A 22,932-nucleotide genomic window follows, 5' to 3' on the forward strand; every position below is an offset into this window, starting at 1 on the left:
AGCGTGCGGCAAGACCCCGGGGGGCGGACCCCCAACCCCCGCAGCGTGCTGCTCGCGGAGGTGGCGCAGGCCACCCAGCGGCTCGCCGACGCCGGAGTGCCCTCGCCGCGCACCGACGCGGAGGAGCTCGCCGCGTTCGTGCACGGCGTGAAGCGCGGCCATCTGCACACCGTGAAGGACGCCGACTTCGACGCCCGCTACTGGGAGGTCATCGCCCGGCGCGAGCAGCGCGAGCCGCTCCAGCACATCACCGGCCGGGCCTACTTCCGCTACCTGGAACTCCAGGTCGGCCCCGGCGTGTTCGTACCCCGCCCGGAGACCGAGTCGGTCGTCGGCTGGGCCATAGACGCCGTGCGCGCCATGGACGTCGTCGAGCCCACCATCGTCGATCTGTGCACCGGCTCCGGCGCGATCGCGCTCGCCCTCGCGCAGGAGGTGCCGCGCTCCAAGGTGCACGCCGTGGAACTGTCCGAGGACGCGCTGGTGTGGACCCGCAGGAACATGGCGGACTCCCGCGTCGACCTGCGCCAGGGCAACGCGCTGGACGCCTTCCGCGACCTCGACGGCCAGGTCGACCTGGTCGTCTCCAACCCGCCGTACATCCCGCTCACCGAGTGGGAGTACGTCGCCCCCGAGGCCCGCGACTACGACCCCGAGCTGGCGCTGTTCTCCGGTGAGGACGGGCTCGACCTGATCCGGGGCCTGGAGCGCACCGCGCACCGGCTGCTGCGGCCCGGCGGCGTCGTCGTCGTCGAGCACGCCGACACCCAGGGCGGCCAGGTCCCGTGGATCTTCACCGAGGAGCTCGGCTGGGCCGACGCGGCCGACCACCCCGACCTCAACAACCGCCCGAGGTTCGCGACCGCGCGCAAGGCGATGCCGTGACGACGGCTGTTTCCGGATTCCAGCAGGAGGCTTGTTAGACATGGCACGGCGCTACGACACCAACGACGCGACCGACCGCATGACCGGTCTGCGCGAGGCCGCGTCCGCCGTCCGCCGGGGCGAGCTGGTCGTCCTGCCGACGGACACGGTGTACGGCATCGGCGCCGACGCGTTCTCCTCGGAGGCCGTCGTCGATCTGCTCGCCGCCAAGGGGCGGGGCCGCAACATGCCCACGCCCGTCCTGATCGGCTCCCCGAACACCCTGCACGGCCTGGTCACCGACTTCTCCGAGCTGGCCTGGGAGCTCGTCGACGCGTTCTGGCCGGGCGCCCTGACGCTGGTCGCCAAACACCAGCCGTCCCTCCAGTGGGACCTCGGCGACACCCGGGGCACCGTCGCGATCCGCATGCCGCTGCACCCCGTCGCCATCGAACTGCTCACCGAGGTCGGCCCGATGGCCGTCTCCTCCGGCAACCTCACCGGGCACCCGGCGCCGGAGACCTGCGACGCCGCGCAGAACATGCTGGGCGACTCCGTCTCCGTCTACCTCGACGGCGGCCCGACCCCCGGCAACCTGCCCTCCTCGATCGTCGACGTGACGCGCGAGGTGCCGGTGCTGCTGCGGGCCGGGGCGATCTCGGCGGAGGAGCTGCGCAAGGTCGTCCCCGATCTTGAGGTGGCGAATTGAGGGGCCCTGCCCGCGCCCGCCGCACCCCCCGGGGGGACACCCCATGCCGGGCATAGGCGGCGGGGAGTCGCTCGCGGAGGTGACGACCACCTTCGGCTTTCCGCGCGACAGCTTTCGCATCCTGCACGTCAGCACCGGCAACGTCTGCCGTTCCCCCATCACCGAGCGGCTGACCCGGCACTTCGTGACCGAGCGGCTCGGCATCCTGGGCGGCGGGCTGATCGTGGAGAGCGCCGGGACGTGGGGGCACGAGGGCGCGCCGATGGAGGCCAACGCCGAGGCGGTGCTGGCCGAGTTCGGCGCGGACGCGACCGGGTTCACCGGGCGGGAGCTGCTCGACGAGCACGTCATCCGCGCCGACCTCGTGCTCACCGCGACCCGCGACCACCGCGCCCAGGTCATCTCCATGGGCCACTCGGCGGGCCTGCGCACCTTCACGCTGAAGGAGTTCACCCGCCTGGTGCGGGCCATAGACCCCGCCACCCTGCCCCCGCTGGAAGAGGGCCTGGTGATGCGCGCCCGCGCCCTGGTCCGCGCCGCCGCCGCGCTGCGCGGCTGGCTGCTGGCGCCCACGGCGGAGGCGGACGAGGTCCACGACCCCTACGGGGCGCCCCTGCCGTACTTCCGTTCCGTCGGCGGCGAGATACACCAGGCCCTCGACCCCGTCGTCACGGCCCTGACGGGGGTCCCGGCCCAGATGTGACGCGGGGCGGGCGGTCCTACATTGGGGGTACGTCCTTTTCGACGCACCGGAGTCCACGATGTCGGTCACGCCCGCCCTTGAGAGTGATGCCCTGCGCCGGCAGGACCCCGAGCTGGCGGAGGTGCTGCTCGCCGAGGTCCGCCGGCAGACGGCCTCGCTCCAGCTGATCGCGGCGGAGAACTTCTGCTCGCCCGCCGTCCTCGCCGCGCTCGGCTCCCCGCTCGCCAACAAATACGCCGAGGGGTATCCGGGGGCGCGCCACCACGGGGGCTGCGAGATCGTCGACATGGCCGAGCGGATCGCCGCCGCCCGCGCCCGCGCGCTGTTCGGCGCCGAACACGCCAACGTCCAGCCCCACTCCGGCTCTTCGGCGGTGCTGGCGGCATACGCGGCCCTGCTGCGGCCCGGCGACACCGTCCTCGCCCTCGGCCTCCCGCACGGCGGCCACCTCACGCACGGTTCGCCCGCGAACTTCTCCGGCCGCTGGTTCGACTTCGTCCCCTACGGGCTCGACCCCGACACCGGCCTGATCGACTACGCCGGGATGCGCGCCCTGGCCCGCGAACACCGCCCCAAGGCCATCGTGTGCGGCTCGATCGCCTACCCCCGCCACCTCGACTACGCGGCGTTCCGGGAGGCCGCCGACGAGGCCGGCGCCTACCTCATCGCCGACGCCGCGCACCCGATCGGCCTGGTCGCCGGGGGAGCGGCCCCGAACCCGGTGCCGTACGCCGACGTCGTCTGCGCGACCACGCACAAGGTGCTGCGCGGGCCGCGCGGCGGGATGATCCTGTGCGGCAAGGAGCTCGCGGAACGGGTCGACCGGGCGGTTTTCCCGTTCACGCAGGGCGGGGCGCAGATGCACACGATCGCCGCGAAGGCGGTGGCGTTCGGGGAGGCGGCGGCGCCCGCGTTCGCCGGGTACGCGCGGCAGGTCGTCGCCAACGCGAAGGTGCTCGCCGCCGGGCTCGCGGCGGAGGGGATGGCGCTCTCCACGGGCGGCACGGACACCCATCTGATCACCGTCGACCCCGCGCCGCTGGGCATGGACGGACGGGCCGCGCGGGGCCGGCTCGCCGCCGCGGGCCTGGTGCTGGACTGCTGCGCGCTGCCCGGCGGGGGTGCGCGCGGGCTGCGCCTGGGGAGCGCCGCGGTGACCACGCAGGGGATGGGGGAGCGGGAGATGGCGCGGATCGCGGCGCTGATGGCGGGGGTGGTCCGGGATGAGGTGGCGGTGCGAAGAGTGCGTGAGGAGGTGGCGGAGCTGGGGCGGGCGTTCGCCCCGTACCGGGGCGATCGGCGCCCGTGACGCGGTGAACGGACGCGGCCCGGGGACCGTATTGCATGGGCGCACAGCCGGACGTGCAACCATCGTGGCTACCCGGATGTCTCCATCCGTATGCGCTCATCGCTAGGGTGTGGGGCTGAGATGGCCAGCGAGACCTGTGGGGAAGCCCGTGCGTGAATACCTGCTGACGCTCTGCATCACGGCCGCGGTGACGTATCTGCTGACCGGGCCGGTGCGGAAGTTCGCGATCGTGGCCGGGGCGATGCCGGAGATCCGGGCGCGTGACGTGCACCGGGAACCCACTCCGCGGCTCGGCGGGATCGCCATGTTCTTCGGCCTGTGCGCGGGCCTGCTCGTCGCCGATCACCTCACCAACCTCAACGAGGTCTTCGAGAAGTCGAACGAGCCGCGCGCGCTGCTGTCGGGGGCCGCGGTGATCTGGCTGATCGGCGTCCTGGACGACAAGTTCGAGATCGACGCCCTCATCAAGCTGGGCGCGCAGATGATCGCCGCGGGCGTCATGGTCGTCCAGGGCCTGACCATCCTGTGGCTGCCGATCCCCGGGGTCGGGACGGTCGCGCTGACCCAGTGGCAGGGGACGCTGCTGACGGTCGCGCTGGTGGTGATCACCATCAACGCGGTGAACTTCGTGGACGGCCTGGACGGGCTCGCGGCCGGCATGGTCTGCATCGCCGCCGCCGCGTTCTTCATGTACGCCTACCGGATCTGGTACTCGTACGGCATCGAGGCCGCCGCTCCCGCCACGCTGTTCGCGGCGATCCTGATGGGGATGTGCGTCGGGTTCCTGCCGCACAACATGCACCCGGCGCGGATCTTCATGGGCGACTCGGGGTCGATGCTGATCGGGCTGGTGCTCGCGGCGGCGGCGATCTCGGTGACCGGGCAGGTCGACCCGGACGTGATGAAGCTGTTCGCCGGGTCCGAGCGCAACACCGTCCACCAGATGGTGCCGGTCTACATCCCGCTGCTGATGCCGCTGACGATCATCGCGATCCCGGCGGCCGACCTGATCCTGGCGATCGTGCGCCGCACCTGGCGCGGGCAGTCGCCGTTCGCCGCGGACCGGGGGCATCTGCACCACCGGCTCCTGGAGGTCGGGCACTCGCACAGCCGGGCCGTGCTGATCATGTACTTCTGGTCGGCGCTCATCGCCTTCGGCGCCCTCGGCTACTCGGTGAACTCGGCCTCGATGTGGATCGTCCTCGGCGTCGTCTTCCTGAGCGCGGTCGGCCTGGTGCTGCTGCTCCTGCCCCGCTTCACCCCGCGCGCCCCGCTGTGGGCCCAGTCCTTCGTCCCGCCCCGCTACCGCCGCCGCAAGGTCGCGCCGGCGCCGGCCGAACTCCCGGCGGAGACCACGCAATCGCGTACACCTGTGGGGGCCGGCGTCAACGGGGCGACCGCCGTGGGACCCCGTTCGCGGATCCCTCAAAGGTGAGACCCCAAGGTAAGAATCTGACGAGAGCATTGCCAACTCGTGGGGGAACCGGGAGGGTGCGAAGCGCCCTAATACCAGACATCTCCCCCTGGTTCTCGCTCACGCGGGCACTGTCACTCTCACGTGTGACAGTCAGCACCCCTTCGAGGTAAAGACCTCATCAAATAGTTTGTGATACGGTTCACGAGAACCCGGACAGAGCCGAAGGACCCAAGTGCGACGGTCCGAAGTCCCGAGGACTCGCCCCCTCGAACCGGGTCTACGCTCGTCCATGACGACACCCCTTCCTCCTTTTGATTTGAAAAGCGGAGCTGCCGCCATGCCGTCCAACGACGTCCGGAACCTGGCCCAGGCCGCCGTGCCCACCGCGGCCGTCGGCGTGATCGCCGCCGTCGTCGGTGGCGTCGTGGCCGGCGGCAAGGGGGCGATCGGGGCCGGTGTGGCGACCGTCATCGTGATGCTCTTCATGGGCATCGGGCTGTACGTGCTCCAGCGCACCGCGAAAACGCTTCCGCATCTCTTCCAGGCCATGGGCCTGATGCTGTACGCGGCGCAGATTCTCCTGTTGTTCATCTTCATGGCCGCGTTCAAGAACACGACGCTGTTCAATCCCAAGGCCTTCGCCGTCACCCTGCTCGTGGCCACCCTGGCCTGGATCGGGGCGCAGACGCGTGCCCACATGAAGGCCAAGATCCTCTACGTCGAGCCCGAGAAATCAGGGCATTCGTCGTGAGGGGTAGGGCCGGGATAAAGACGTCTGAGAGATCCTGCTATCGTCCGGTGCCAACTGCGGCATCGCGGGCGCGGGCATCCGAGCTGACGCCTGCTCCATCGCGAGGCGAGATGCCCCCGAGCCGCCCCCACATCCGAACCACCAGTCCCGTGCCGAACTGCGGCGAAGCGCCGCGCCGACACAACGAGGTTGCCGTACCTATGCGCCACGCTGAAGGAGCCCGCGGTGAGTGCTGACCCGACGCAGGTGCTCGCCTTCGAGACCGACTGCCACATTTTCGACGGCTGTGGCTTCCCGGCTCCCGGCCTGCACTCGTTCCTGTTCCAGCCCCTGTGGGGCGACGGTGACAGCAACGTGTACTTCAACAAGACGATGCTGCTGGCGCTGCTCGGCTCGATCATCGTCGTCGGCTTCTTCTGGGCCGCCTTCCGCAAGCCCAAGGTCGTCCCGGGCAAGCTCCAGATGGTCGCCGAGGCCGGCTACGACTTCATCCGCCGCGGTGTCGTCTACGAGACCATCGGCAAGAAGGAGGGCGAGAAGTACGTACCGCTGGTCGTCTCGCTGTTCTTCTTCATCTGGATGATGAACCTCTGGTCGATCGTCCCGCTGGCCCAGTTCCCGGTGACGTCGATCATCTCGTACCCGCTGGTCCTCGCGCTCATCGTGTACATCACGTGGGTCTCGCTGACCTTCAAGCGGCACGGCTTCGTCGGCGCCTTCAAGAACTTCACCGGCTACGACAAGTCGCTCGGCGCGGTGCTGCCGCTGTCGATGGCGATCGAGCTGCTGTCGAACCTGATCGTCCGTCCGTTCACGCACGCGGTCCGGCTCTTCGCGAACATGTTCGCCGGCCACACCCTGCTGCTGCTCTTCACGATCGCCAGCTGGTACCTGCTGAACGGCATCGGCATCGCCTACGCCGGCGTCTCGTTCATCATGGTCCTGGTGATGACGGCCTTCGAGCTCTTCGTCCAGGCCCTTCAGGCGTACGTCTTCGTTCTGCTGACGTGCAGCTTCATTCAGGGCGCGCTCGCCGAACACCACTGAGTCACCCTGCCACCACCCCCTGATCGTCCGGTGGCCAACCCCCACCGGTCCGTAAAGAAGAAGGAAGAACTGGCATGTCCCAGACCCTTGCCGCTGTCTCCGGCTCGCTCGGTTCCGTCGGTTACGGCCTTGCGGCCATCGGCCCCGGCGTCGGCGTCGGCATCATCTTCGGTAACGGCACCCAGGCGCTCGCCCGTCAGCCCGAAGCTGCCGGCCTGATCCGCGCCAACCAGATCCTCGGCTTCGCCTTCTGTGAGGCGCTCGCCCTGATCGGTCTGGTCATGCCGTTCGTCTACGGCACCTGATTCACCCTCAGGCTGACCGACAGCTGATCCGACGAAAGGCAACGACATGAGCCAGATGCTCATCCTGGCGGCGAGTGGGGAGGCGGAAAACCCCCTCGTCCCGCCGATCCCCGAGCTCGTCATCGGCCTCATCGCCTTCGTCATCGTCTTCGGCTTCCTCGCCAAGAAGCTCCTCCCGAACATCAACAAGGTTCTGGAAGAGCGCCGCGAGGCCATCGAAGGCGGTATCGAAGACGCGCAGGCCATGCAGCAGGAGGCCCAGAGCGTCCTGGAGCAGTACAAGGCCCAGCTCGCCGAAGCCCGGCACGAGGCCGCCCGGCTGCGCCAGGAGGCCCAGGAGCAGGGCGCCGCGCTGATCTCCGAGATGCGCGCCGAAGGCCAGCGCCAGCGCGAGGAGATCGTCGCCGCCGGACACGCGCAGATCGAGGCCGACCGCAAGGCCGCCTCCTCCGCGCTGCGTCAGGACGTCGGCAAGCTCGCCACCGAACTGGCCGGCAAGCTCGTCGGGGAGTCCCTCGAGGACCACGCCCGCCAGAGCCGCGTGATCGACCGCTTCCTCGATGACCTTGAGGAGAAGGCCGAGGCGGCGCGATGAACGGAGCGAGCCGCGAGGCACTGGCCGCCGCCCGCGAGCGCCTGGACGCGCTGACGGACTCCACGTCCGTCGACGCCGCCGCGCTCGCCGGCGAGCTGGCCGCCGTCACCGCGCTGCTCGACCGCGAGGTCAGCCTGCGTCGGGTCCTCACCGACCCGGCGCAGTCCGGCGAGGCCAAGGCCGAACTGGCCCGGCGACTGCTCACCGGCCAGGTCGGCGGGGAGACCCTCGACCTCGTGTCCGGACTGGTCCGCAGCCGCTGGTCGCAGTCGCGCGACCTGGTGGACGCGCTGGAGGAGCTGGCGGACACCGCCGACCTGACGGCCGCCCAGAAGCTCGGCCGGCTCGACGGCGTCGAGGACGAACTGTTCCGCTTCGGCCGGATCGTCGCCTCCAGCACCGGACTGCGCTCCGCGCTGACCGATCGGAAGGCCACCGCCTCGGCCAAGAGCGAGCTGCTGCACAGCCTGCTCGGCGGCCGGGCCGACGCGGCCACCGAACGGCTGGTGACCCGGCTGGTCACCGCACCGCGCGGACGTAGCCTGGAAGCGGGCCTGGAGTCCCTCTCCAAGCTCGCCGCCGAGCGCCGCGACCGGATCGTCGCCGTCGTCACCTCGGCGGTCCCGCTGAGCGACGGCCAGAAGCAGCGCCTCGGCGCCTCGCTGGCGAAGCTCTACGGCCGCACCATGCACCTCAACCTCGACGTGGACCCCGCGGTCCTCGGCGGGATCCGGGTGCAGGTCGGCGACGAGGTCATCAACGGCTCCGTCGCGGACCGCATCGACGACGCCGCCCGCCGCATGGCGAGCTAGCAGCACCACAAGACGTAGAAATACGGCCCTGGTTGGGCCGTGCAGAGGATTCACCTCTTTCAGGGGGGAGTCCCCATCCCCCCAAGTGAAACTTCGGGCCCAACAAGGAGAGCAGGGAACCCAGATGGCGGAGCTCACGATCCGGCCGGAGGAGATCCGGGACGCGCTGGAGAACTTCGTCCAGTCGTACCAGCCGGACGCGGCCTCGCGCGAGGAGGTCGGTACGGTCACCCTTGCCGGTGACGGCATCGCGAAGGTCGAGGGCCTTCCCTCGGCCATGGCCAACGAACTGCTGAAGTTCGAGGACGGCACCCTCGGCCTCGCGCTGAACCTGGAAGAGCGCGAGATCGGCGCCATCGTCCTCGGCGAGTTCAGCGGCATCGAGGAGGGCCAGCCGGTGCACCGCACCGGAGAGGTCCTCTCCGTCGCGGTCGGCGAGGGCTACCTCGGCCGCGTCGTCGACCCGCTCGGCAACCCGATCGACGGCCTCGGCGAGATCGAGACGTCCGGCCGCCGCGCCCTGGAGCTTCAGGCTCCCGGCGTCATGGCCCGTAAGTCGGTGCACGAGCCGATGGAGACCGGCTACAAGGCCGTCGACGCCATGACCCCGGTCGGCCGCGGCCAGCGTCAGCTGATCATCGGCGACCGCCAGACCGGCAAGACCGCGCTGGCCGTCGACACGATCATCAACCAGCGCGACAACTGGCGCTCCGGCGACCCGAAGAAGCAGGTCCGCTGCGTCTACGTCGCCATCGGCCAGAAGGGCTCGACGATCGCCTCCGTGCGCGGCGCGCTCGAAGAGGCCGGCGCGCTGGAGTACACGACCATCGTCGCCGCCCCCGCGTCCGACCCGGCCGGCTTCAAGTACCTGGCGCCGTACACCGGTTCGGCCATCGGCCAGCAGTGGATGTACGACGGCAAGCACGTCCTCATCATCTTCGACGACCTCTCCAAGCAGGCCGACGCCTACCGCGCCGTCTCCCTCCTGCTGCGCCGTCCGCCGGGCCGCGAGGCCTACCCGGGTGACGTCTTCTACCTGCACTCCCGGCTGCTGGAGCGCTGCGCCAAGCTCTCCGACGAGCTCGGCGCCGGCTCGATGACCGGTCTGCCGATCGTCGAGACCAAGGCCAACGACGTCTCGGCGTTCATCCCGACCAACGTCATCTCCATCACCGACGGCCAGTGCTTCCTGGAGTCGGACCTCTTCAACGCCGGTCAGCGCCCCGCGCTGAACGTCGGTATCTCCGTCTCCCGAGTCGGCGGTTCCGCACAGCACAAGGCGATGAAGCAGGTCTCCGGCCGCCTGCGCCTCGACCTCGCCCAGTACCGCGAGCTGGAGGCGTTCGCCGCCTTCGGTTCCGACCTGGACGCCGCGTCGAAGGCCCAGCTGGAGCGCGGCCAGCGCCTGGTCGAGCTGCTGAAGCAGGCCCAGTACCAGCCGATGCCGACCGAGGACCAGGTCGTCTCCGTGTGGGCCGGCACCACCGGCAAGATGGACGACGTCCCCGTCGCCGACATCCGCTGCTTCGAGAAGGAGCTGCTTGAGTTCCTGCACCGCAAGGAGCAGGGCCTCATGACCTCCATCAAGGAGGGCGGCAAGATGTCGGACGACACCCTCACCGCCGTCGCCGACGCGATCGCCGACTTCAAGAAGCAGTTCGAGACCGCGGACGGCAAGCTTCTCGGCGAGGACGCCCCGGCCGCGGCCAAGTGACGTAAGGAAGGGACCTGACTCATGGGAGCCCAGCTCCGGGTCTACAAGCGTCGCATCCGATCCGTCACCGCGACCAAGAAGATCACCAAGGCGATGGAGATGATCGCCGCCTCGCGCGTCGTCAAGGCGCAGCGCAAGGTGGCGGCCTCCACGCCGTACGCGCAGGAACTGACCCGCGCGGTCACGGCGGTCGGCACCGGTTCCAACACCCGGCACCCGCTGACCACCCAGGCCGAGACGGTCACCCGGTCCGCGGTGCTGCTGCTGACCAGTGACCGCGGCCTCGCCGGCGCGTTCAACTCCAACGCCATCAAGGCGGCCGAGCAGCTGACGGCCCGCCTGGAGGCGGAGGGCAAGCAGGTCGACACGTACATCGTCGGCCGGCGCGGCGTCGCTCACTACAACTTCCGTGAGCGGCACATCGTGGAGTCCTGGTCGGGCTTCACGGACGAGCCGACGTACGCGGACGCCAAGCAGGTCGCGGCACCCCTGATCGAGGCCATCGAGAAGGACACCGCGGCCGGCGGCGTGGACGAACTCCACATCGTCTTCACCGAGTTCGTCTCGATGATGACGCAGACGGCGCTCGACGACCGGCTGCTGCCGCTCAGCCTCGACGCGGTGGCGGCCGAGGCGAAGCCGCAGGGCGAGATCCTTCCGCTCTACGACTTCGAGCCCTCGGCGGAGGACGTCCTCGACGCCCTGCTGCCGCGCTACGTGGAGAGCCGTATCTACAACGCGCTGCTCCAGTCGGCCGCTTCGAAGCACGCCGCCACCCGGCGCGCGATGAAGTCGGCGACCGACAACGCGGGTGAGCTGATCGAGACGCTCTCCCGCCTTGCCAACGCGGCCCGCCAGGCCGAAATCACCCAGGAAATCAGCGAGATCGTCGGTGGCTCCGCAGCCCTGGCCGACGCGACCGCGGGGAGTGACAGGTAATGACGACGACAGTTGAGACGGCCGTTGCCACGGGCCGCGTCGCCCGGGTCATCGGCCCGGTCGTCGACGTGGAGTTCCCCGTCGACGCCATGCCCGACATCTACAACGCCCTTCACGTCGAGGTCGCCGACCCGGCGCAGGACGGCGCGAAGAAGACGCTGACCCTGGAGGTCGCCCAGCACCTGGGTGACGGCCTGGTCCGCACCATCTCCATGCAGCCCACCGACGGCCTGGTCCGCCAGTCCCCGGTGACCGACACGGGCACGGGCATCACCGTCCCCGTCGGCGACTTCACCAAGGGCAAGGTCTTCAACACCCTCGGCGAGGTCCTGAACGTCGACGAGAAGTACGAGGGCGAGCGCTGGTCCATCCACCGCAAGGCCCCCCGCTTCGACGAGCTCGAGTCGAAGACCGAGATGTTCGAGACCGGCGTCAAGGTCATCGACCTGCTGACCCCGTACGTCAAGGGCGGCAAGATCGGTCTGTTCGGCGGCGCCGGCGTCGGCAAGACGGTGCTCATCCAGGAGATGATCTACCGCGTCGCCAACAACCACGACGGTGTGTCGGTGTTCGCCGGTGTCGGTGAGCGCACCCGTGAGGGCAACGACCTCATCGAGGAGATGGCCGACTCGGGCGTCATCGACAAGACCGCCCTGGTCTTCGGCCAGATGGACGAGCCCCCGGGCACCCGTCTGCGCGTCGCGCTGGCCGGCCTCACCATGGCCGAGTACTTCCGTGACGTCCAGAAGCAGGACGTGCTGTTCTTCATCGACAACATCTTCCGCTTCACGCAGGCCGGCTCCGAGGTCTCCACGCTGCTCGGCCGGATGCCGTCCGCGGTGGGCTACCAGCCGAACCTGGCCGACGAGATGGGCCTCCTCCAGGAGCGCATCACCTCGACCCGCGGTCACTCGATCACCTCCATGCAGGCGATCTACGTCCCCGCGGACGACCTGACCGACCCGGCCCCGGCCACCACCTTCGCCCACCTCGACGCGACGACGGTGCTCTCCCGTCCGATCTCCGAGAAGGGCATCTACCCGGCCGTGGACCCGCTGGACTCCACGTCCCGGATCCTGGACCCCCGCTACATCGCGGCGGACCACTACAACACCGCGATGCGCGTCAAGACGGTCCTCCAGAAGTACAAGGACCTCCAGGACATCATCGCGATCCTCGGCATCGACGAGCTCGGCGAGGAGGACAAGCTCACCGTCCACCGCGCCCGTCGCGTGGAGCGCTTCCTCTCCCAGAACACCCACGTCGCCAAGCAGTTCACCGGCGTCGACGGTTCGGACGTGCCCCTCGACGAGTCGATCGCGGCGTTCAACTCGATCATCGACGGCGAGTACGACCACTTCCCGGAGCAGGCGTTCTTCCTCTGCGGCGGTATCGAGGACCTGAAGGCCAACGCCAAGGAGCTGGGCGTCTCCTGACACCCGGCAGAGCTTGACCGACGGAGGGGGCGGGGTACGTCCCGCCCCCTTCTGCACGCCCATTAGACTTGTAACCAACACCCGGCACACCCGCCGGGTGGTGACCCGAGGAGCCACCTTGGCTGCTGAGCTGCACGTCGCGCTGGTCGCGGCCGACCGAGAGGTCTGGTCCGGCGAGGCCACCCTGGTCGTCGCGCGCACCACGTCCGGCGACATCGGCGTCATGCCCGGTCACCAGCCGCTGCTCGGTGTGCTGGAGTCGGGCCCGGTGACCATCCGCACGAGCGACGGCGGGACGGTCGTCGCCGCTGTGCACGGCGGTTTCATCTCGTTCGCGGACGACAAGCTGTCCCTGCTGGCCGAGGTCGCCGAGCTGTCGGACGAGATCGACGTCCAGCGCGTCGAGCGTGAGCTGGAGCGGGCGAAGGCGGAGGGCGACGCGGCTGCCGAGCGGCGCGCGGAGGTCCGCCTGCGCGCGGCGACCACGCATTGATCCCAGCTAATCTGCGGTGACGTCACTCAGCCGCGGCCGGCCCGGAGCGATCCGGTGCCGGTCGCGGCTGAGGCAGATCTGGATGTTTTTTCCGTTCCGTTACCTGAAGTCGGTACCTAGGAGACGAGGAGGTCGGTGTCGATGGTCCTCGCTCTGACTGTGTGCGCGATTGTCGTCGTGTTCGTGCTGCTCGGGCTGTTCGTGTTCGGCCTGCGGCGCAGACTCATCCAGCGCTCGGGCGGCACGTTCGACTGCTCGCTGCGCTGGGACGTCCCCGAGAAACCCGACCCCAGCGGAAAAGGCTGGTCGTACGGGGTGGCCCGGTACAACGGCGACAGCGTCGAGTGGTACCGCGTCTTCTCCTACGCCTACCGGCCGCGCCGGGTCCTGGAGCGCTCCGCGATCGAGGTCGCGGGCCGCCGGCTGCCCGAGGGCGAGGAGGAGCTGGCGCTGCTGTCCGACGCCGTCGTCCTCGCCTGCGTCCACCGGGGCACGCGGCTCGAACTGGCCATGAGCGAGGACGCGCTGACCGGTTTCCTCGCGTGGCTGGAGGCAGCCCCGCCCGGTCAGCGCGTCAACGTCGCGTAATACTGCGGCGACCTATTTCAGTTGATGTCTACGACAGGCCGTCGCTGAGGGCGCTCACCAGTTCGCCGTCGGGGGTGTCGCCGCTGAACTCCCAGAAGAACGCGCCCTTCAGGCCCTGGGACTTGGCCCACGCCATCTTTCCGGCGATGGTCTGCGGGGTGTCGTAGGACCACCAGTCGTTGCCGCAGTAGGCGTAGGCGGTGCCGCCGACGGTGCCGGTCGCGGGGCAGCTCGTCTTGAGGACCTTGTAGTCCTCGATGCCCGCCTCGTACGTCCCCGGCGCCGGGCCCGTCGCCGTGCCACCCGGGGCCTCCTGGGTGACGCCGGTCCAGCCGCGGCCGTAGAAGCCGATGCCGAGCAGGAGTTTGTCGGCGGGGACGCCCTTGGACTTGTATTTGGCGATCGCGTCCTCGCTGGTGAAGCCCTGCTGGGGGATGCCCTGGTAGGTGTTCAGCGCGGAGTGCGGGGCGGTGGGGCCCTGGGGGGTGAAGGCGCCGAAGAAGTCGTACGTCATCACGTTGTACCAGTCGACGTACTGGGCGGCGCCCGCGTAGTCGGCGGCGTCGGCCTTGCCGCCGCCGGTGCCGTCGGCGGTGGTGGCCGCGGTGACCAGGGAGCCGGCGCCGAACTTGGCGCGCAGGGCGGCCATCACGTTCTTGAAGGCGTCCGGGCCCGAGGTGTCACAGGTGTTGCCGCAGGCATTGGGGTACTCCCAGTCGATGTCGATCCCGTCGAAGACGCCCGCCCAGCGGGGGTCCTTGACGAGGTCGTAGCAGGACTGGGCGAAGGCGGCCGGGTCCTTCGCCGCGTCGCCGAAGCCGCCGGACCAGGTCCAGCCGCCGAACGACCAAAGTATCTTGAGGTGCGGGTACTTGGCCTTCAGCTGGAGCAGCTGGTTGAAGTTGCCGCGCAGCGGCTGGTCCTGGCTGTCGGCGGCGCCGCTGACGGACTGGTCGGCGGTGTAGGGCTTCTCGTAGGCGGCCCAGGAGTCGCCGACCGCGCACTTGCCGCCGGTGACGTTGCCGAACGCGTAGTTGATGTGGGTGATCTTCTCGGCGGAGCCGGAGGTGACGAGGTTCTTCACCTGGTAGTTGCGGCCGTAGACGCCCCATTCGGCGAAGTAGCCGAGTTTCACCGCGGAGTTGTTCACCGGAGGCGGGTCCGTGGGATCGGTGCCGGTCGGCTCGGGGTCGGGGTTCGTCGGGGACGGGTCCGGCGTCGGGTCCGGGTTGCCCGGGCCGCTGCCGTCACAACTGGCGCCGTTCATCGCGCAGTTGGCCGCGTTCGCGCCGTCGCCCGTGCCGTTGAAGCCGAAGGTCACGGAGGCGCCGGGGGCGAGGTCTCCGTTGTAGCTCTTGTTCTTCGCGGTGAAGCGGGTGCCGTTGGCGGTGACGTCCGCGTCCCACGCGGTGGTCACCGCCGCGCCCGCCGGGAAGTCCCACTCCACCGACCATGAAGTCAGTGGTGTGGAACCGGTGTTGGTGATTTTCCACTTTCCTTCGAACCCTGTGCCCCAGTCCTGCGTTCTGGTGTAGGACGCGGAGGGCGTGTTCTGGTCGGCGACCAGGCTCGTGCGGCCGGACGAGGTGTCCGTGGCCAGCGCCGGTACGGCCACGGCGGCCAGCGGGATCAGCGCGGCGACGACGAGGGTCGCCACCTTCTGTCTCGGGGTCCTGCCGAGTGCGATGCGCATGGGCGGCCTCCTTGATGTGGGGGTCTGGTGGCGCCTGTGAGCATATAAATGGTCTGGACCATTCGTCAATAGGTCTGTACCAATGAGGAGTTGATCGTCCTAGATCCCCAACTCCTGTGCCAGTACGGCCGCTTGGACCCGGCTGCGCAGCTCCAGCTTGGCCAGCAGCCGGCTCACGTGGGTCTTCACCGTCGCCTCCGCCATGTCGAGCCGGGCGGCGATCTCCGCGTTGGAGAGGCCCTCGCCGAGCCGGGACAGCACCTCTCGCTCACGCCGGGTCAGGGTGTCCAGGGCCGGGTGGTCCCCCGGTTCGCGGCGGGCGGGTCCGGCGGCGAACTCGGCGATGAGGCGGCGGGTCACGGCGGGCGCGATCAGTCCCTCGCCCCGGGCCACCGTCCTTACCGCGTCCAGGAGTTGGCGGGCCTCGGTGTTCTTGAGGAGGAAGCCTGCGGCGCCCGCGCGCAGGGCGCCGAAGACGTACTCGTCGAGGTCGAAGGTGGTGAGGACGAGGACGTCCGCGAGGCCTTCCGCGACGGCCGCTCGGGTCGCCGACACCCCGTCCAGGCGCGGCATCTGAATGTCCATCAGGATCAGGTCGGGCCGCAACTCCCTTGCCAGGGCCAGGGCTTGCTCGCCGTCCGCCGCCTCGGCGATCACCTCGATGTCGGGGGCGCTGCGGAGGATGAGGATCAGGCCGGCGCGGACGGCCGACTGGTCCTCGGCGACGAGGACGCGGATCATGCGGGGTCTCCTTTCATGCGGGGTCTCCTTCGGTGAGGGGGAGGGTGGCGTGGACGGTCCAGTGGTGCGCTCCGGGGGCCGCTGGGACGGGGCCCGCGGTGAACGTGCCGCCCAGCAGGGCCGTCCGTTCGCGCATTCCGGTCAGGCCCGCGCCGGAGCCGGGGGCGCGGGGGGTCTCGACGGGGTCGTAGGGGCTGGTGACGGTGAGGGTGAGGTGGGTGTGCTCGCGGTGGAGGCGGACCGTGACCGGGCCGGGGGCCGCGTGTTTGAGGGCGTTGGTCAGGGATTCCTGGACGATGCGGTAGGCGGCGAGGCTGACCGGGGCCGGGACGCGGTGGGTGGGGGCGGTGTCGAGGGTGACGTCCAGGCCGTTGGACCTGGCCGTGGCGATCAGGGAGGTGAGGCCGTCCAGGGTCGGGGTGGGCTCGGGGGTCTCCGGGAGGGACCTGTCCCGCAGCAGGCCGATCAGGCGGCGCATCTCGGTGAGGCCGTCGACGCTGTTCTCGCGGATCACCGTCAGGGCGTCGCGGGAGGTCGCGGGGTCGTCGAGGGAGAGGGCGGCGGTGGAGTGGATGGCGATCGCGGAGAGGTGGCCGGCGACCAGGTCGTGCAACTCCCTTGCCATCCGGGCGCGTTCGGCGGTGACGGCCTGGGTGCGGTCGAACTCCGCGAGCAGGGCTGTCTGTTCGGCGCGCAGGCGGGCGGTCTCGGCGGCCGTGCGGTGGTTGCGGACGAGGGCGCCGGTGAGGGCGGGGCTGAACGAGACGACCGCCGCGGCGAGGCCGAGGAACAGGGCGGCGGGGGTGCGCAGCCAGATCAGGCAGGCCAGGCCGACGGCGAGGCTCGCGAGTCCGGTGAGCGCCGGGATGCGGCGCACGGCCGACGGGGGGCCGTAGAAGACGGCCGCGTACGCCAGGTCCGTGTACATCAGGACCGTCGCCGCGTTGCCCGGGGTGAACTGGTCGAGGAGGAGGGCGGCGGTGCCGGCCAGCAGGGCGAGGCCGGGGGTGGAGCGGCGCAGGAGTTCCAGGGCCGCCATCGCCGCCAGGGCGGGGAGCTGCCAGTCGGGGCCGAGGACCCGGGTGCCGGACATGTACATCCCCAGCGCCCACATCGCGAGTCCGCCGAGGAGGCCGGCGGCGGCGACGGCCAGGTCGAAGGGGTGGGGGCGGGGGAGTCGTACGGGCATGGGGACCATCCAACCCGGGTCGCTCGGCTGTGCGCGTGGTCTTCGGGGTGGGTCCTGGGCTGCATCTTTCGATGTAGCCGGATGTCGTCACTCCTGACGAGGCGGCCGTGGGGGCGGGGCGGGAGGGTGGAGGGGAGTCGGAAAGGGGGCGACGAAAGTGATCGTCGCGTTGGTCATCGCCTGTGAGGTGGCGTTCTGGGTGCTGCTGGCCGTGGGGCTGCTGTTCCGGTACGCGCTGCGGATGCCGCGGACCGGGGCCGCGCTGCTGCTGTGCGAGCCGCTGCTGGAGCTGGTGCTGTTCGCCGTCACGGCGATCGATCTGCGCAACGGGGCCGTGCCGAGCTGGCATCACGGTCTGGCGGCGGCGTACATCGGCTTCACGGTCGGCCTGGGCCACTCCACGATCCAATGGATCGACCAGCGGGTGTACCACCGCTGGTTCGCCGGACCCCCACCGGTCAAGCCCCCCAAATACGGCACCCCCCGAGCGGTCCACGAATGGAAGGTCGCCGCCCGCTGGCTCCTGGCCTGCGCGGTCACCGCCGGCCTCCTCCAGGCGGCGATCTGGTACGTCGGCGACGGAGACGTCAGCACCCTGCACGCCTGGCAGCAGAAGGCGTACTTCGTGGCGGGCCTGAACGTGGTGATCGCGCTGGGCTACACGCTGTTCCCGAAACGGGCCCCCGAACTGCCCGACCGGGAACCGAGCTTCTCGGACAAGCGCTGACTACCGCTCCCCGCCCGGCACCCACAGCACATCGCCGGCCGATCCGTTGGCTGTGCGGGCGAGGATGAAGAGGAGGTCGGAGAGGCGGTTCAGGTACGTGGCCGTCAAGGGGTTCATCGTTTCCGCGTGGGACTCCAGGGCCGACCATGTCGAGCGTTCCGCGCGGCGGGTCACCGTGCAGGCCTGGTGGAGGAGGGCCGCGCCGGGGGTGCCGCCGGGGAGGATGAAGGAGCGGAGTTTGGGGAGGCGGGCGTTGAAGTCGTCGCAGTCCGACTCCAGGCGGTCGATGTAGAACTGCTCCACCCTCAGGGGCGGGAACTCGGGGTTCTCCTTCACCGGGGTCGACAGGTCGGCGCCCACGTCGAAGAGGTCGTTCTGAACGCGCGTCAGGACCTTCAGCACGTTCTTCTCCAGGGACCCCAGCGCGATCGCCGTCCCGATGGCCGCGTTCGCCTCATTGACGTCGGCGTACGCCGCGATGCGGGGATCCGTCTTCGGGACGCGGCTCATGTCGCCCAGGCTGGTGGTGCCCTGGTCGCCGGTCCGGGTGTAGATGCGCGTCAGATTGACCATGGGGACAGGGTAGTTGCGGTCTCCGACAGAGGTCCCGTGTGATGTGCGCCAGGCCGCACGTGATGCGCGTTACTAAGCGGTCACACAGCGCCCCGGCCCCGCTAATCTCCAGGGCCAAGGGCTGCGCCGTACGGCTGACGCCGGTGATGTCCGCTGCCCGGGCGGGCATCGGTCACCTCAGGCACGTAAAACCGCACAGCCCACCTGAACCTCACCCCTGCGAGTGAATTCGGTATCGGTTCGCTCACAGACGGCAACCTCGGACCCGCTCACGCAGTCAGAGGATGCAATACCGGACATCGCACCGCGGAGCACACGACAGCAACCCCAGGGGAGCGCATATGCACATCAGGGGCGACCACAGAGAGGTGGTCGTCGGGGGCCGCCTCGACGTGCACAGCGCGGCGGACGCCCGTACGGTCCTGCACGCCGCCGTGGACGACGGGGTCGGCGACCTCCTGCTCGACCTCTCCGAACTCGACTTCTGGGACGCCACCGGACTCGGCGTCATCATGGGCGTCCACCGCAGGGCGGGGCGCTGCGGACGGCGGCTGGTGCTGCGCGGGGTGCCGCCCCAGATGCAGCGGCTGCTCGTCGCGACCCGGCTGCACCGCATCCTCGCCGTCGAGGGCGGGCTCGCCGCGGAGAGCCTTCCGCGCGTGTGACTCAGGGGCTCCCACCACCCCGGACTGTCGGAGATACTGGGGAACGGTTTACGGTTCGACTGCCCGCCGCCCGCTGCCCTTCGGCGGGTACCGGACAGAAGCGTGGGGACACGGCCGGGAGGGGCTGACCGCCGCACGACGACGCTTTTGGGGGCTTGACGATGGACCCGGACAGCATGGGGCCCGAGGACGACGCGCGCGCCCAGCGCCCGCGCCCCGCCAGGGACCCGCTCGCACCCGACTTCGGCCAGCACGCGGCCCCGGCCCCGGTGCGCACGGTCGACGTCCACGCCGGTGAACACCTCCTCACCGTCAACCCGGTCGACGGCAGCGAAATAGTGCTCTGCCCGCCCACCCTGCGCCCCGACCCCCCGGCCCGCCGCACTCTTGAGGCCCGCGCCGACGCCGACCGCGCCGCCCGCCCGCCCGTCCCCGCGGGGCCCGTCCAGGCCGCGCCCCCGCTGCTGGGCCGTCAGGAGGAGCGCGAACAGCTCGTCCGCCTCATCGCCCGGGGCCGCTCCGTCCGCCTCACCGGACCCGCCGGCTCCGGCCGCACCCGCCTCCTCGACCTCGTCGCCGACGACTGCTCGGACCTCGCCCCCGACGGCGTCGTCCGCCTCAGCGGCTACGGCCGTAGCGGCGAGGAGCTGCTGCACGAGCTCTTCCACGCCGTGTACGACGCGCCGCTGCTGCGGCCCGGGGGCGGTGAACTGCGGGCGCTGGTGCGGGACATAGGGGCCGTTGTCGTCGTCGACGACCTGGAGTTCGGCGGGAGCGCGCTGGACGAGCTGCTGCGGGCCACCCCCGAGTGCGCGTTCCTGTTCGCCGCGACCGGGGAGACGCCGCTGCCGTCGGCCGACTCGACCGTCGAGGAGGTCACCCTCGGCGGGCTCGACCGCGCGGGCGGCGTCGACCTGCTGGAGCGGGCCGTCGGGCGTGTCCTCGGCGAGGAGGAGGCCAACTGGGCCGGTGACCTCTGGTTCGAGTCCGAGGGGCTGCCGCTGCGGTTCGTGCAGGCGGGGGCGCTGCTGCGGCAGCGCGACCAGCTGCGGCACAGCGCGGAGGCGGTGGACGAGTACGGGGTCTTCGCGGACGCCCGCCCCTCGGCCGACGCCGCCCTTTCCGGGCCCGGCCTCGGTTCCGGTTCCGGCCGTGCCGCTCAGCCCGAGGAGGACATCCCCCTCCCCTCCCTCGGCGAGGCCGCAGGGCCCGCCCCCCTCCTCGCCGCCCGCCTCAGCGCCTCCGCCCGCGCCACCCTCCGCTTCGCCGTCGCCCTCTCCGGCGAGGTCCCGCACCAGGCCCATCTGCCCGCGCTGGTCGGCGACACCCACGCCGACGCGGCCCTCGGCGAACTCGCGGCCTGCGGGCTCGTCACCCCCGTCGGCCCCCGCTACCGGCTCGCCGCCGGCATCCAGGCCCAGCTCGAAGCGGCCGGGTACGGCGACGACACCGACGTCCGCGCCGCCACCGCCGCCGCCCACTACGCCTGGTGGGCCGGGCATCCCTCGGTCACCCCCGAACGCGTCTGCGCCGAGGCCGACGCGATCCTCGCCGCCCTGGCCGTCGTCGGGCCCGCCGCGCTCCCGCCCGGCGAGGGCGAGCAGTCGGCGGCCGTCCGCCTCGCCCGTACCGCCGTGCCCGCCTTCGCGGCGGGGCTGCACTTCGGGGCCTGGGAACGGGCCCTGCGGGCCGGCGCGGAGGCGTCCCGGCTCACCGGGGAGAGCGCCGACCAGGCCTACTTCCACCATGAACTCGGCGTCCTCGCCCTCCTGGGCGGGCACCTCGACCGGGCCCGCGCGGAGCTGGAGACGTCCATCTCGCTGCGCGGCGCCCTCGCCGACAAGCGCGGCACGCTCCACGGCCGCCGGGCGCTCGCGCTCGTCTCCGACCGCGCGGGCGTCGCCGCGACGACGGCCGCCGAGGAGATGACCGAGGCGCGGCACGAGGAGTCGGCGCCGCCGCCCGTGCGCTACCCCGACACCCTGGCCACGCAGCAGCACCCCGTGGTCACCCAGCCCGTGCCCGTCCAGCAGCACCGGCGCACCCTCAAGGGGGTGGCCCGCCGCAACCTCGTCGCGGCCGGCGCCGGCGCGCTGCTGGTGGCGGTGCTCGGGACGGTCGTCGGCCTCGGCGCGACCTCCGGCAAGGGCTCCGGCAACCCGCCCGCGCCGGCCGACATCACCCCGTCGATCTCGACGGGGACCGGCGACGACGGGCGGGGCTCCGGCGAACCCGGCGGCGGTCTGGTCGGCGGTTCGGCGGGGGTGGGCGACCCGACGAGCAGGGCGACGAGCCCGGGCGCGAGCGCAAGCCCGGGCACTTCGTCGGGCGACCCGAGCCCGACGGCCCCGGGGGAGCAGCCTTCGCCGTCGCCGACCGGCGGGACGGGGACGGGGGGTACGACAGGCGGCGGTACGGGTTCGTCGCCGACGCCCTCGGCCTCGCCGACGAAGGGGTCGCCTTCGCCGACGCCGACGGAGAGTTCACCCCCGCCCACGGAGGAATCCCCGTCGCCCCCTGAGAGCCCGTCCCCGGACGACTCGCCCTCTACTTCCACCTCGGCCAGCGGCCCGGCCAGCAGCAGCCCGAGCACACCGGATTCCGGGAGCCCGACGATCTAACCGGACTTGGCCAGTCCGTACACCTTTGTTGGCTTTATCGGGTGGCCTACGCCACAGTCACCCCTTAGCGTGGCCGCATGATCGAGCTATCCGGCCTCACCAAGCGGTACGGCGAGAAGGTGGCGGTCGACAACCTCACCTTCGCCGTCCGCCCGGGCATCGTCACCGGGTTTCTCGGGCCCAACGGTGCCGGGAAGTCCACGACGATGCGGATGATGCTGGGCCTGGACCGGCCGACGGCCGGCGATGTGCTGATCGACGGGCAGCACTACGACCGGCTGAAGGAACCGCTCAAGTACATCGGCGCCCTGCTCGACGCGAAGGCGACGCACGGCGGGCGCAGCGCCTTCAACCACCTGCTCTGTCTCGCGCAGAGCAACGGCATCCCCAGCAGCCGGGTCGACGAGGTGCTCGACACCGTCGGCCTCACCGCCGTCGCCCGCAAGAAGGCCAAGGGGTTCTCGCTCGGCATGGGCCAGCGGCTCGGCATCGCCGCCGCCCTCCTCGGCGACCCCCGCATCCTGATGTTCGACGAACCGGTCAACGGCCTCGACCCCGAGGGCATCCACTGGATCCGCAACCTGATGAAGTCGCTGGCCGCACAGGGCCGCACGGTCTTCGTGTCCTCGCACCTGATGAGCGAGATGGCCCTGACCGCCGACCACCTGGTCGTCATCGGCCAGGGGCGGCTGCTCGCGGACACCTCCATGGCCGACTTCATCGCCCGCAACTCCCGCGCCTACGTCCGTATCCGCACCCCGCAGCGCGAACGGCTCCTCGACGTGCTGCACCAGGCGGGGGTGACGGTCGTCGAGGCGGGCAGCGGGGTGCTGGAGATCGACGGGGTGCCGGCCGAGCAGCTCGGCGACCTCGCCGCGCGGCACCACCTCACGCTGCACGAGCTGTCCCCCCAACAGGCCTCCCTGGAGGAGGCGTTCATGCAGCTGACCGCCGAGTCGGTCGAGTACCACGCGCACAGCGACGACGTGCCGGCCCCGGCGCAGGCACAGGGCTGGGGCGACGGCTGGAGGAAGGACTGAC

At 70.8% G+C, this 22,932-nt stretch carries 23 protein-coding genes; 19 read left to right on the forward strand and 4 right to left on the reverse strand.

The window, feature by feature from the left end; genetic code table 11:
• The first annotated feature begins 45 nt into the window (after positions 1-45).
• The 15 genes from prmC to ACYUD3_RS25795 all read left to right on the forward strand — a co-directional run bounded on the left by prmC (position 46) and on the right by ACYUD3_RS25795 (position 13,682).
• Positions 46-885 carry a peptide chain release factor N(5)-glutamine methyltransferase gene (gene prmC, locus ACYUD3_RS25725; protein WP_470974948.1) on the forward strand — a complete coding sequence of 280 codons (840 nt, stop codon included), beginning with the start codon at positions 46-48 and terminating at the stop codon, positions 883-885.
• 40 nt (positions 886-925) lie between these two features.
• Positions 926-1,573: an L-threonylcarbamoyladenylate synthase gene (locus ACYUD3_RS25730; RefSeq protein ID WP_470974264.1), complete on the forward strand. Its 648-nt coding sequence runs from the start codon at positions 926-928 to the stop codon at positions 1,571-1,573.
• A 43-nt stretch (positions 1,574-1,616) separates the two neighbouring features.
• Positions 1,617-2,276: an arsenate reductase/protein-tyrosine-phosphatase family protein gene (locus tag ACYUD3_RS25735; protein ID WP_470974267.1), complete on the forward strand. Its 660-nt coding sequence runs from the start codon at positions 1,617-1,619 to the stop codon at positions 2,274-2,276.
• Between the two features lie 58 nt (positions 2,277-2,334).
• On the forward strand, positions 2,335-3,585 hold the full coding sequence (locus ACYUD3_RS25740; RefSeq protein ID WP_470974269.1) for a serine hydroxymethyltransferase: 1,251 nt from the start codon (positions 2,335-2,337) through the stop codon (positions 3,583-3,585).
• Between the two features lie 148 nt (positions 3,586-3,733).
• A complete protein-coding gene (locus ACYUD3_RS25745) occupies positions 3,734-5,020 on the forward strand; it encodes an MraY family glycosyltransferase (protein ID WP_470974273.1) in 1,287 nt (428 codons plus the stop codon).
• Positions 5,021-5,339: 319 nt separating this feature from the next.
• Entirely contained in the window at positions 5,340-5,753 is a 414-nt protein-coding gene (locus ACYUD3_RS25750) for a hypothetical protein (RefSeq protein ID WP_470974276.1), read from the forward strand.
• Positions 5,754-5,978: 225 nt separating this feature from the next.
• Positions 5,979-6,800: a F0F1 ATP synthase subunit A gene (gene atpB / locus ACYUD3_RS25755; protein WP_470974279.1), complete on the forward strand. Its 822-nt coding sequence runs from the start codon at positions 5,979-5,981 to the stop codon at positions 6,798-6,800.
• Positions 6,801-6,874: 74 nt separating this feature from the next.
• A complete protein-coding gene (gene atpE / locus ACYUD3_RS25760) occupies positions 6,875-7,105 on the forward strand; it encodes an ATP synthase F0 subunit C (protein WP_073889576.1) in 231 nt (76 codons plus the stop codon).
• A 46-nt stretch (positions 7,106-7,151) separates the two neighbouring features.
• A complete protein-coding gene (locus ACYUD3_RS25765; RefSeq protein ID WP_470974282.1) occupies positions 7,152-7,700 on the forward strand; it encodes a F0F1 ATP synthase subunit B in 549 nt (182 codons plus the stop codon).
• Positions 7,697-8,512, forward strand: a complete 816-nt coding sequence (locus ACYUD3_RS25770; RefSeq protein WP_470974285.1) for a F0F1 ATP synthase subunit delta — start codon at positions 7,697-7,699, stop codon at positions 8,510-8,512. Before ACYUD3_RS25765 ends, ACYUD3_RS25770 begins: the two co-directional genes overlap by 4 nt.
• 124 nt (positions 8,513-8,636) lie before the next feature.
• Positions 8,637-10,226, forward strand: a complete 1,590-nt coding sequence (gene atpA / locus ACYUD3_RS25775) for a F0F1 ATP synthase subunit alpha (protein ID WP_470974288.1) — start codon at positions 8,637-8,639, stop codon at positions 10,224-10,226.
• A 21-nt stretch (positions 10,227-10,247) separates the two neighbouring features.
• A complete protein-coding gene (locus ACYUD3_RS25780; RefSeq protein WP_470974290.1) occupies positions 10,248-11,165 on the forward strand; it encodes a F0F1 ATP synthase subunit gamma in 918 nt (305 codons plus the stop codon).
• Positions 11,165-12,601 (forward strand): F0F1 ATP synthase subunit beta, encoded by a 1,437-nt coding sequence (atpD, locus tag ACYUD3_RS25785; RefSeq protein WP_470974293.1) that lies wholly within the window; start codon positions 11,165-11,167, stop codon positions 12,599-12,601. Before ACYUD3_RS25780 ends, atpD begins: the two co-directional genes overlap by 1 nt.
• Positions 12,602-12,719: 118 nt before the next feature.
• Complete coding sequence (locus ACYUD3_RS25790; RefSeq protein ID WP_470974296.1) at positions 12,720-13,094, forward strand: F0F1 ATP synthase subunit epsilon; 375 nt, start codon at positions 12,720-12,722, stop codon at positions 13,092-13,094.
• A 141-nt stretch (positions 13,095-13,235) separates the two neighbouring features.
• Positions 13,236-13,682, forward strand: coding sequence for a DUF2550 domain-containing protein (locus ACYUD3_RS25795; RefSeq protein WP_470974299.1), 447 nt, complete (start codon positions 13,236-13,238; stop codon positions 13,680-13,682).
• Positions 13,683-13,710: 28 nt separating this feature from the next.
• Here ACYUD3_RS25795 and ACYUD3_RS25800 read toward each other — a convergent pair whose 3' ends face one another.
• From ACYUD3_RS25800 to ACYUD3_RS25810, 3 genes are all read right to left on the reverse strand, one after another.
• On the reverse strand, positions 13,711-15,375 hold the full coding sequence (locus ACYUD3_RS25800) for a glycosyl hydrolase family 18 protein (RefSeq protein ID WP_470974302.1): 1,665 nt from the start codon (positions 15,373-15,375) through the stop codon (positions 13,711-13,713).
• A gap of 99 nt (positions 15,376-15,474) precedes the next feature.
• The gene (locus ACYUD3_RS25805; RefSeq protein WP_470974305.1) at positions 15,475-16,116 is read right to left on the reverse strand and encodes a response regulator; all 642 of its coding nucleotides are present in this window, start codon (positions 16,114-16,116) and stop codon (positions 15,475-15,477) included.
• A 13-nt stretch (positions 16,117-16,129) separates the two neighbouring features.
• Positions 16,130-17,305 (reverse strand): sensor histidine kinase, encoded by a 1,176-nt coding sequence (locus ACYUD3_RS25810; RefSeq protein ID WP_470974307.1) that lies wholly within the window; start codon positions 17,303-17,305, stop codon positions 16,130-16,132.
• Positions 17,306-17,462: 157 nt separating this feature from the next.
• On the opposite strand from ACYUD3_RS25810, the gene ACYUD3_RS25815 reads away from it, so the two are divergent.
• Positions 17,463-18,032: a hypothetical protein gene (locus ACYUD3_RS25815; RefSeq protein WP_470974310.1), complete on the forward strand. Its 570-nt coding sequence runs from the start codon at positions 17,463-17,465 to the stop codon at positions 18,030-18,032.
• Here the strand turns inward: ACYUD3_RS25815 and ACYUD3_RS25820 are convergent, their stop codons facing one another.
• Entirely contained in the window at positions 18,033-18,605 is a 573-nt protein-coding gene (locus tag ACYUD3_RS25820) for a cob(I)yrinic acid a,c-diamide adenosyltransferase (protein ID WP_470974313.1), read from the reverse strand.
• Between the two features lie 341 nt (positions 18,606-18,946).
• On the opposite strand from ACYUD3_RS25820, the gene ACYUD3_RS25825 reads away from it, so the two are divergent.
• The 3 genes from ACYUD3_RS25825 to ACYUD3_RS25835 all read left to right on the forward strand — a co-directional run bounded on the left by ACYUD3_RS25825 (position 18,947) and on the right by ACYUD3_RS25835 (position 22,931).
• A complete protein-coding gene (locus ACYUD3_RS25825; RefSeq protein WP_470974316.1) occupies positions 18,947-19,270 on the forward strand; it encodes an STAS domain-containing protein in 324 nt (107 codons plus the stop codon).
• A 161-nt stretch (positions 19,271-19,431) separates the two neighbouring features.
• Positions 19,432-21,891 (forward strand): ATP-binding protein, encoded by a 2,460-nt coding sequence (locus ACYUD3_RS25830; RefSeq protein ID WP_470974951.1) that lies wholly within the window; start codon positions 19,432-19,434, stop codon positions 21,889-21,891.
• Positions 21,892-21,968: 77 nt separating this feature from the next.
• Positions 21,969-22,931 (forward strand): ABC transporter ATP-binding protein, encoded by a 963-nt coding sequence (locus ACYUD3_RS25835; RefSeq protein ID WP_470974319.1) that lies wholly within the window; start codon positions 21,969-21,971, stop codon positions 22,929-22,931.
• Position 22,932 lies beyond the last annotated feature (1 nt).

This window comes from Streptomyces sp. AMJ-169 (genome assembly GCF_055597585.1).

Excerpts from the sequence above, each read along its gene's own strand:
- atpE (WP_073889576.1), top strand. The coding sequence starts at position 6,875 with ATGTCCCAGACCCTTGCCGCTGTCTCCGGCTCGCTCGGTTCCGTCGGT.
- ACYUD3_RS25800 (WP_470974302.1), bottom strand. The coding sequence starts at position 15,375 with ATGCGCATCGCACTCGGCAGGACCCCGAGACAGAAGGTGGCGACCCTC.
- ACYUD3_RS25780 (WP_470974290.1), top strand. The coding sequence starts at position 10,248 with ATGGGAGCCCAGCTCCGGGTCTACAAGCGTCGCATCCGATCCGTCACC.
- ACYUD3_RS25835 (WP_470974319.1), top strand. The coding sequence starts at position 21,969 with ATGATCGAGCTATCCGGCCTCACCAAGCGGTACGGCGAGAAGGTGGCG.
- ACYUD3_RS25730 (WP_470974264.1), top strand. The coding sequence starts at position 926 with ATGGCACGGCGCTACGACACCAACGACGCGACCGACCGCATGACCGGT.
- ACYUD3_RS25765 (WP_470974282.1), top strand. The coding sequence starts at position 7,152 with ATGAGCCAGATGCTCATCCTGGCGGCGAGTGGGGAGGCGGAAAACCCC.
- atpA (WP_470974288.1), top strand. The coding sequence starts at position 8,637 with ATGGCGGAGCTCACGATCCGGCCGGAGGAGATCCGGGACGCGCTGGAG.
- ACYUD3_RS25830 (WP_470974951.1), top strand. The coding sequence starts at position 19,432 with ATGGACCCGGACAGCATGGGGCCCGAGGACGACGCGCGCGCCCAGCGC.
- ACYUD3_RS25735 (WP_470974267.1), top strand. The coding sequence starts at position 1,617 with ATGCCGGGCATAGGCGGCGGGGAGTCGCTCGCGGAGGTGACGACCACC.
- ACYUD3_RS25770 (WP_470974285.1), top strand. The coding sequence starts at position 7,697 with ATGAACGGAGCGAGCCGCGAGGCACTGGCCGCCGCCCGCGAGCGCCTG.
- ACYUD3_RS25740 (WP_470974269.1), top strand. The coding sequence starts at position 2,335 with ATGTCGGTCACGCCCGCCCTTGAGAGTGATGCCCTGCGCCGGCAGGAC.
- ACYUD3_RS25805 (WP_470974305.1), bottom strand. The coding sequence starts at position 16,116 with ATGATCCGCGTCCTCGTCGCCGAGGACCAGTCGGCCGTCCGCGCCGGC.
- atpD (WP_470974293.1), top strand. The coding sequence starts at position 11,165 with ATGACGACGACAGTTGAGACGGCCGTTGCCACGGGCCGCGTCGCCCGG.
- ACYUD3_RS25750 (WP_470974276.1), top strand. The coding sequence starts at position 5,340 with ATGCCGTCCAACGACGTCCGGAACCTGGCCCAGGCCGCCGTGCCCACC.
- ACYUD3_RS25825 (WP_470974316.1), top strand. The coding sequence starts at position 18,947 with ATGCACATCAGGGGCGACCACAGAGAGGTGGTCGTCGGGGGCCGCCTC.
- ACYUD3_RS25795 (WP_470974299.1), top strand. The coding sequence starts at position 13,236 with ATGGTCCTCGCTCTGACTGTGTGCGCGATTGTCGTCGTGTTCGTGCTG.
- ACYUD3_RS25820 (WP_470974313.1), bottom strand. The coding sequence starts at position 18,605 with ATGGTCAATCTGACGCGCATCTACACCCGGACCGGCGACCAGGGCACC.
- ACYUD3_RS25810 (WP_470974307.1), bottom strand. The coding sequence starts at position 17,305 with ATGCCCGTACGACTCCCCCGCCCCCACCCCTTCGACCTGGCCGTCGCC.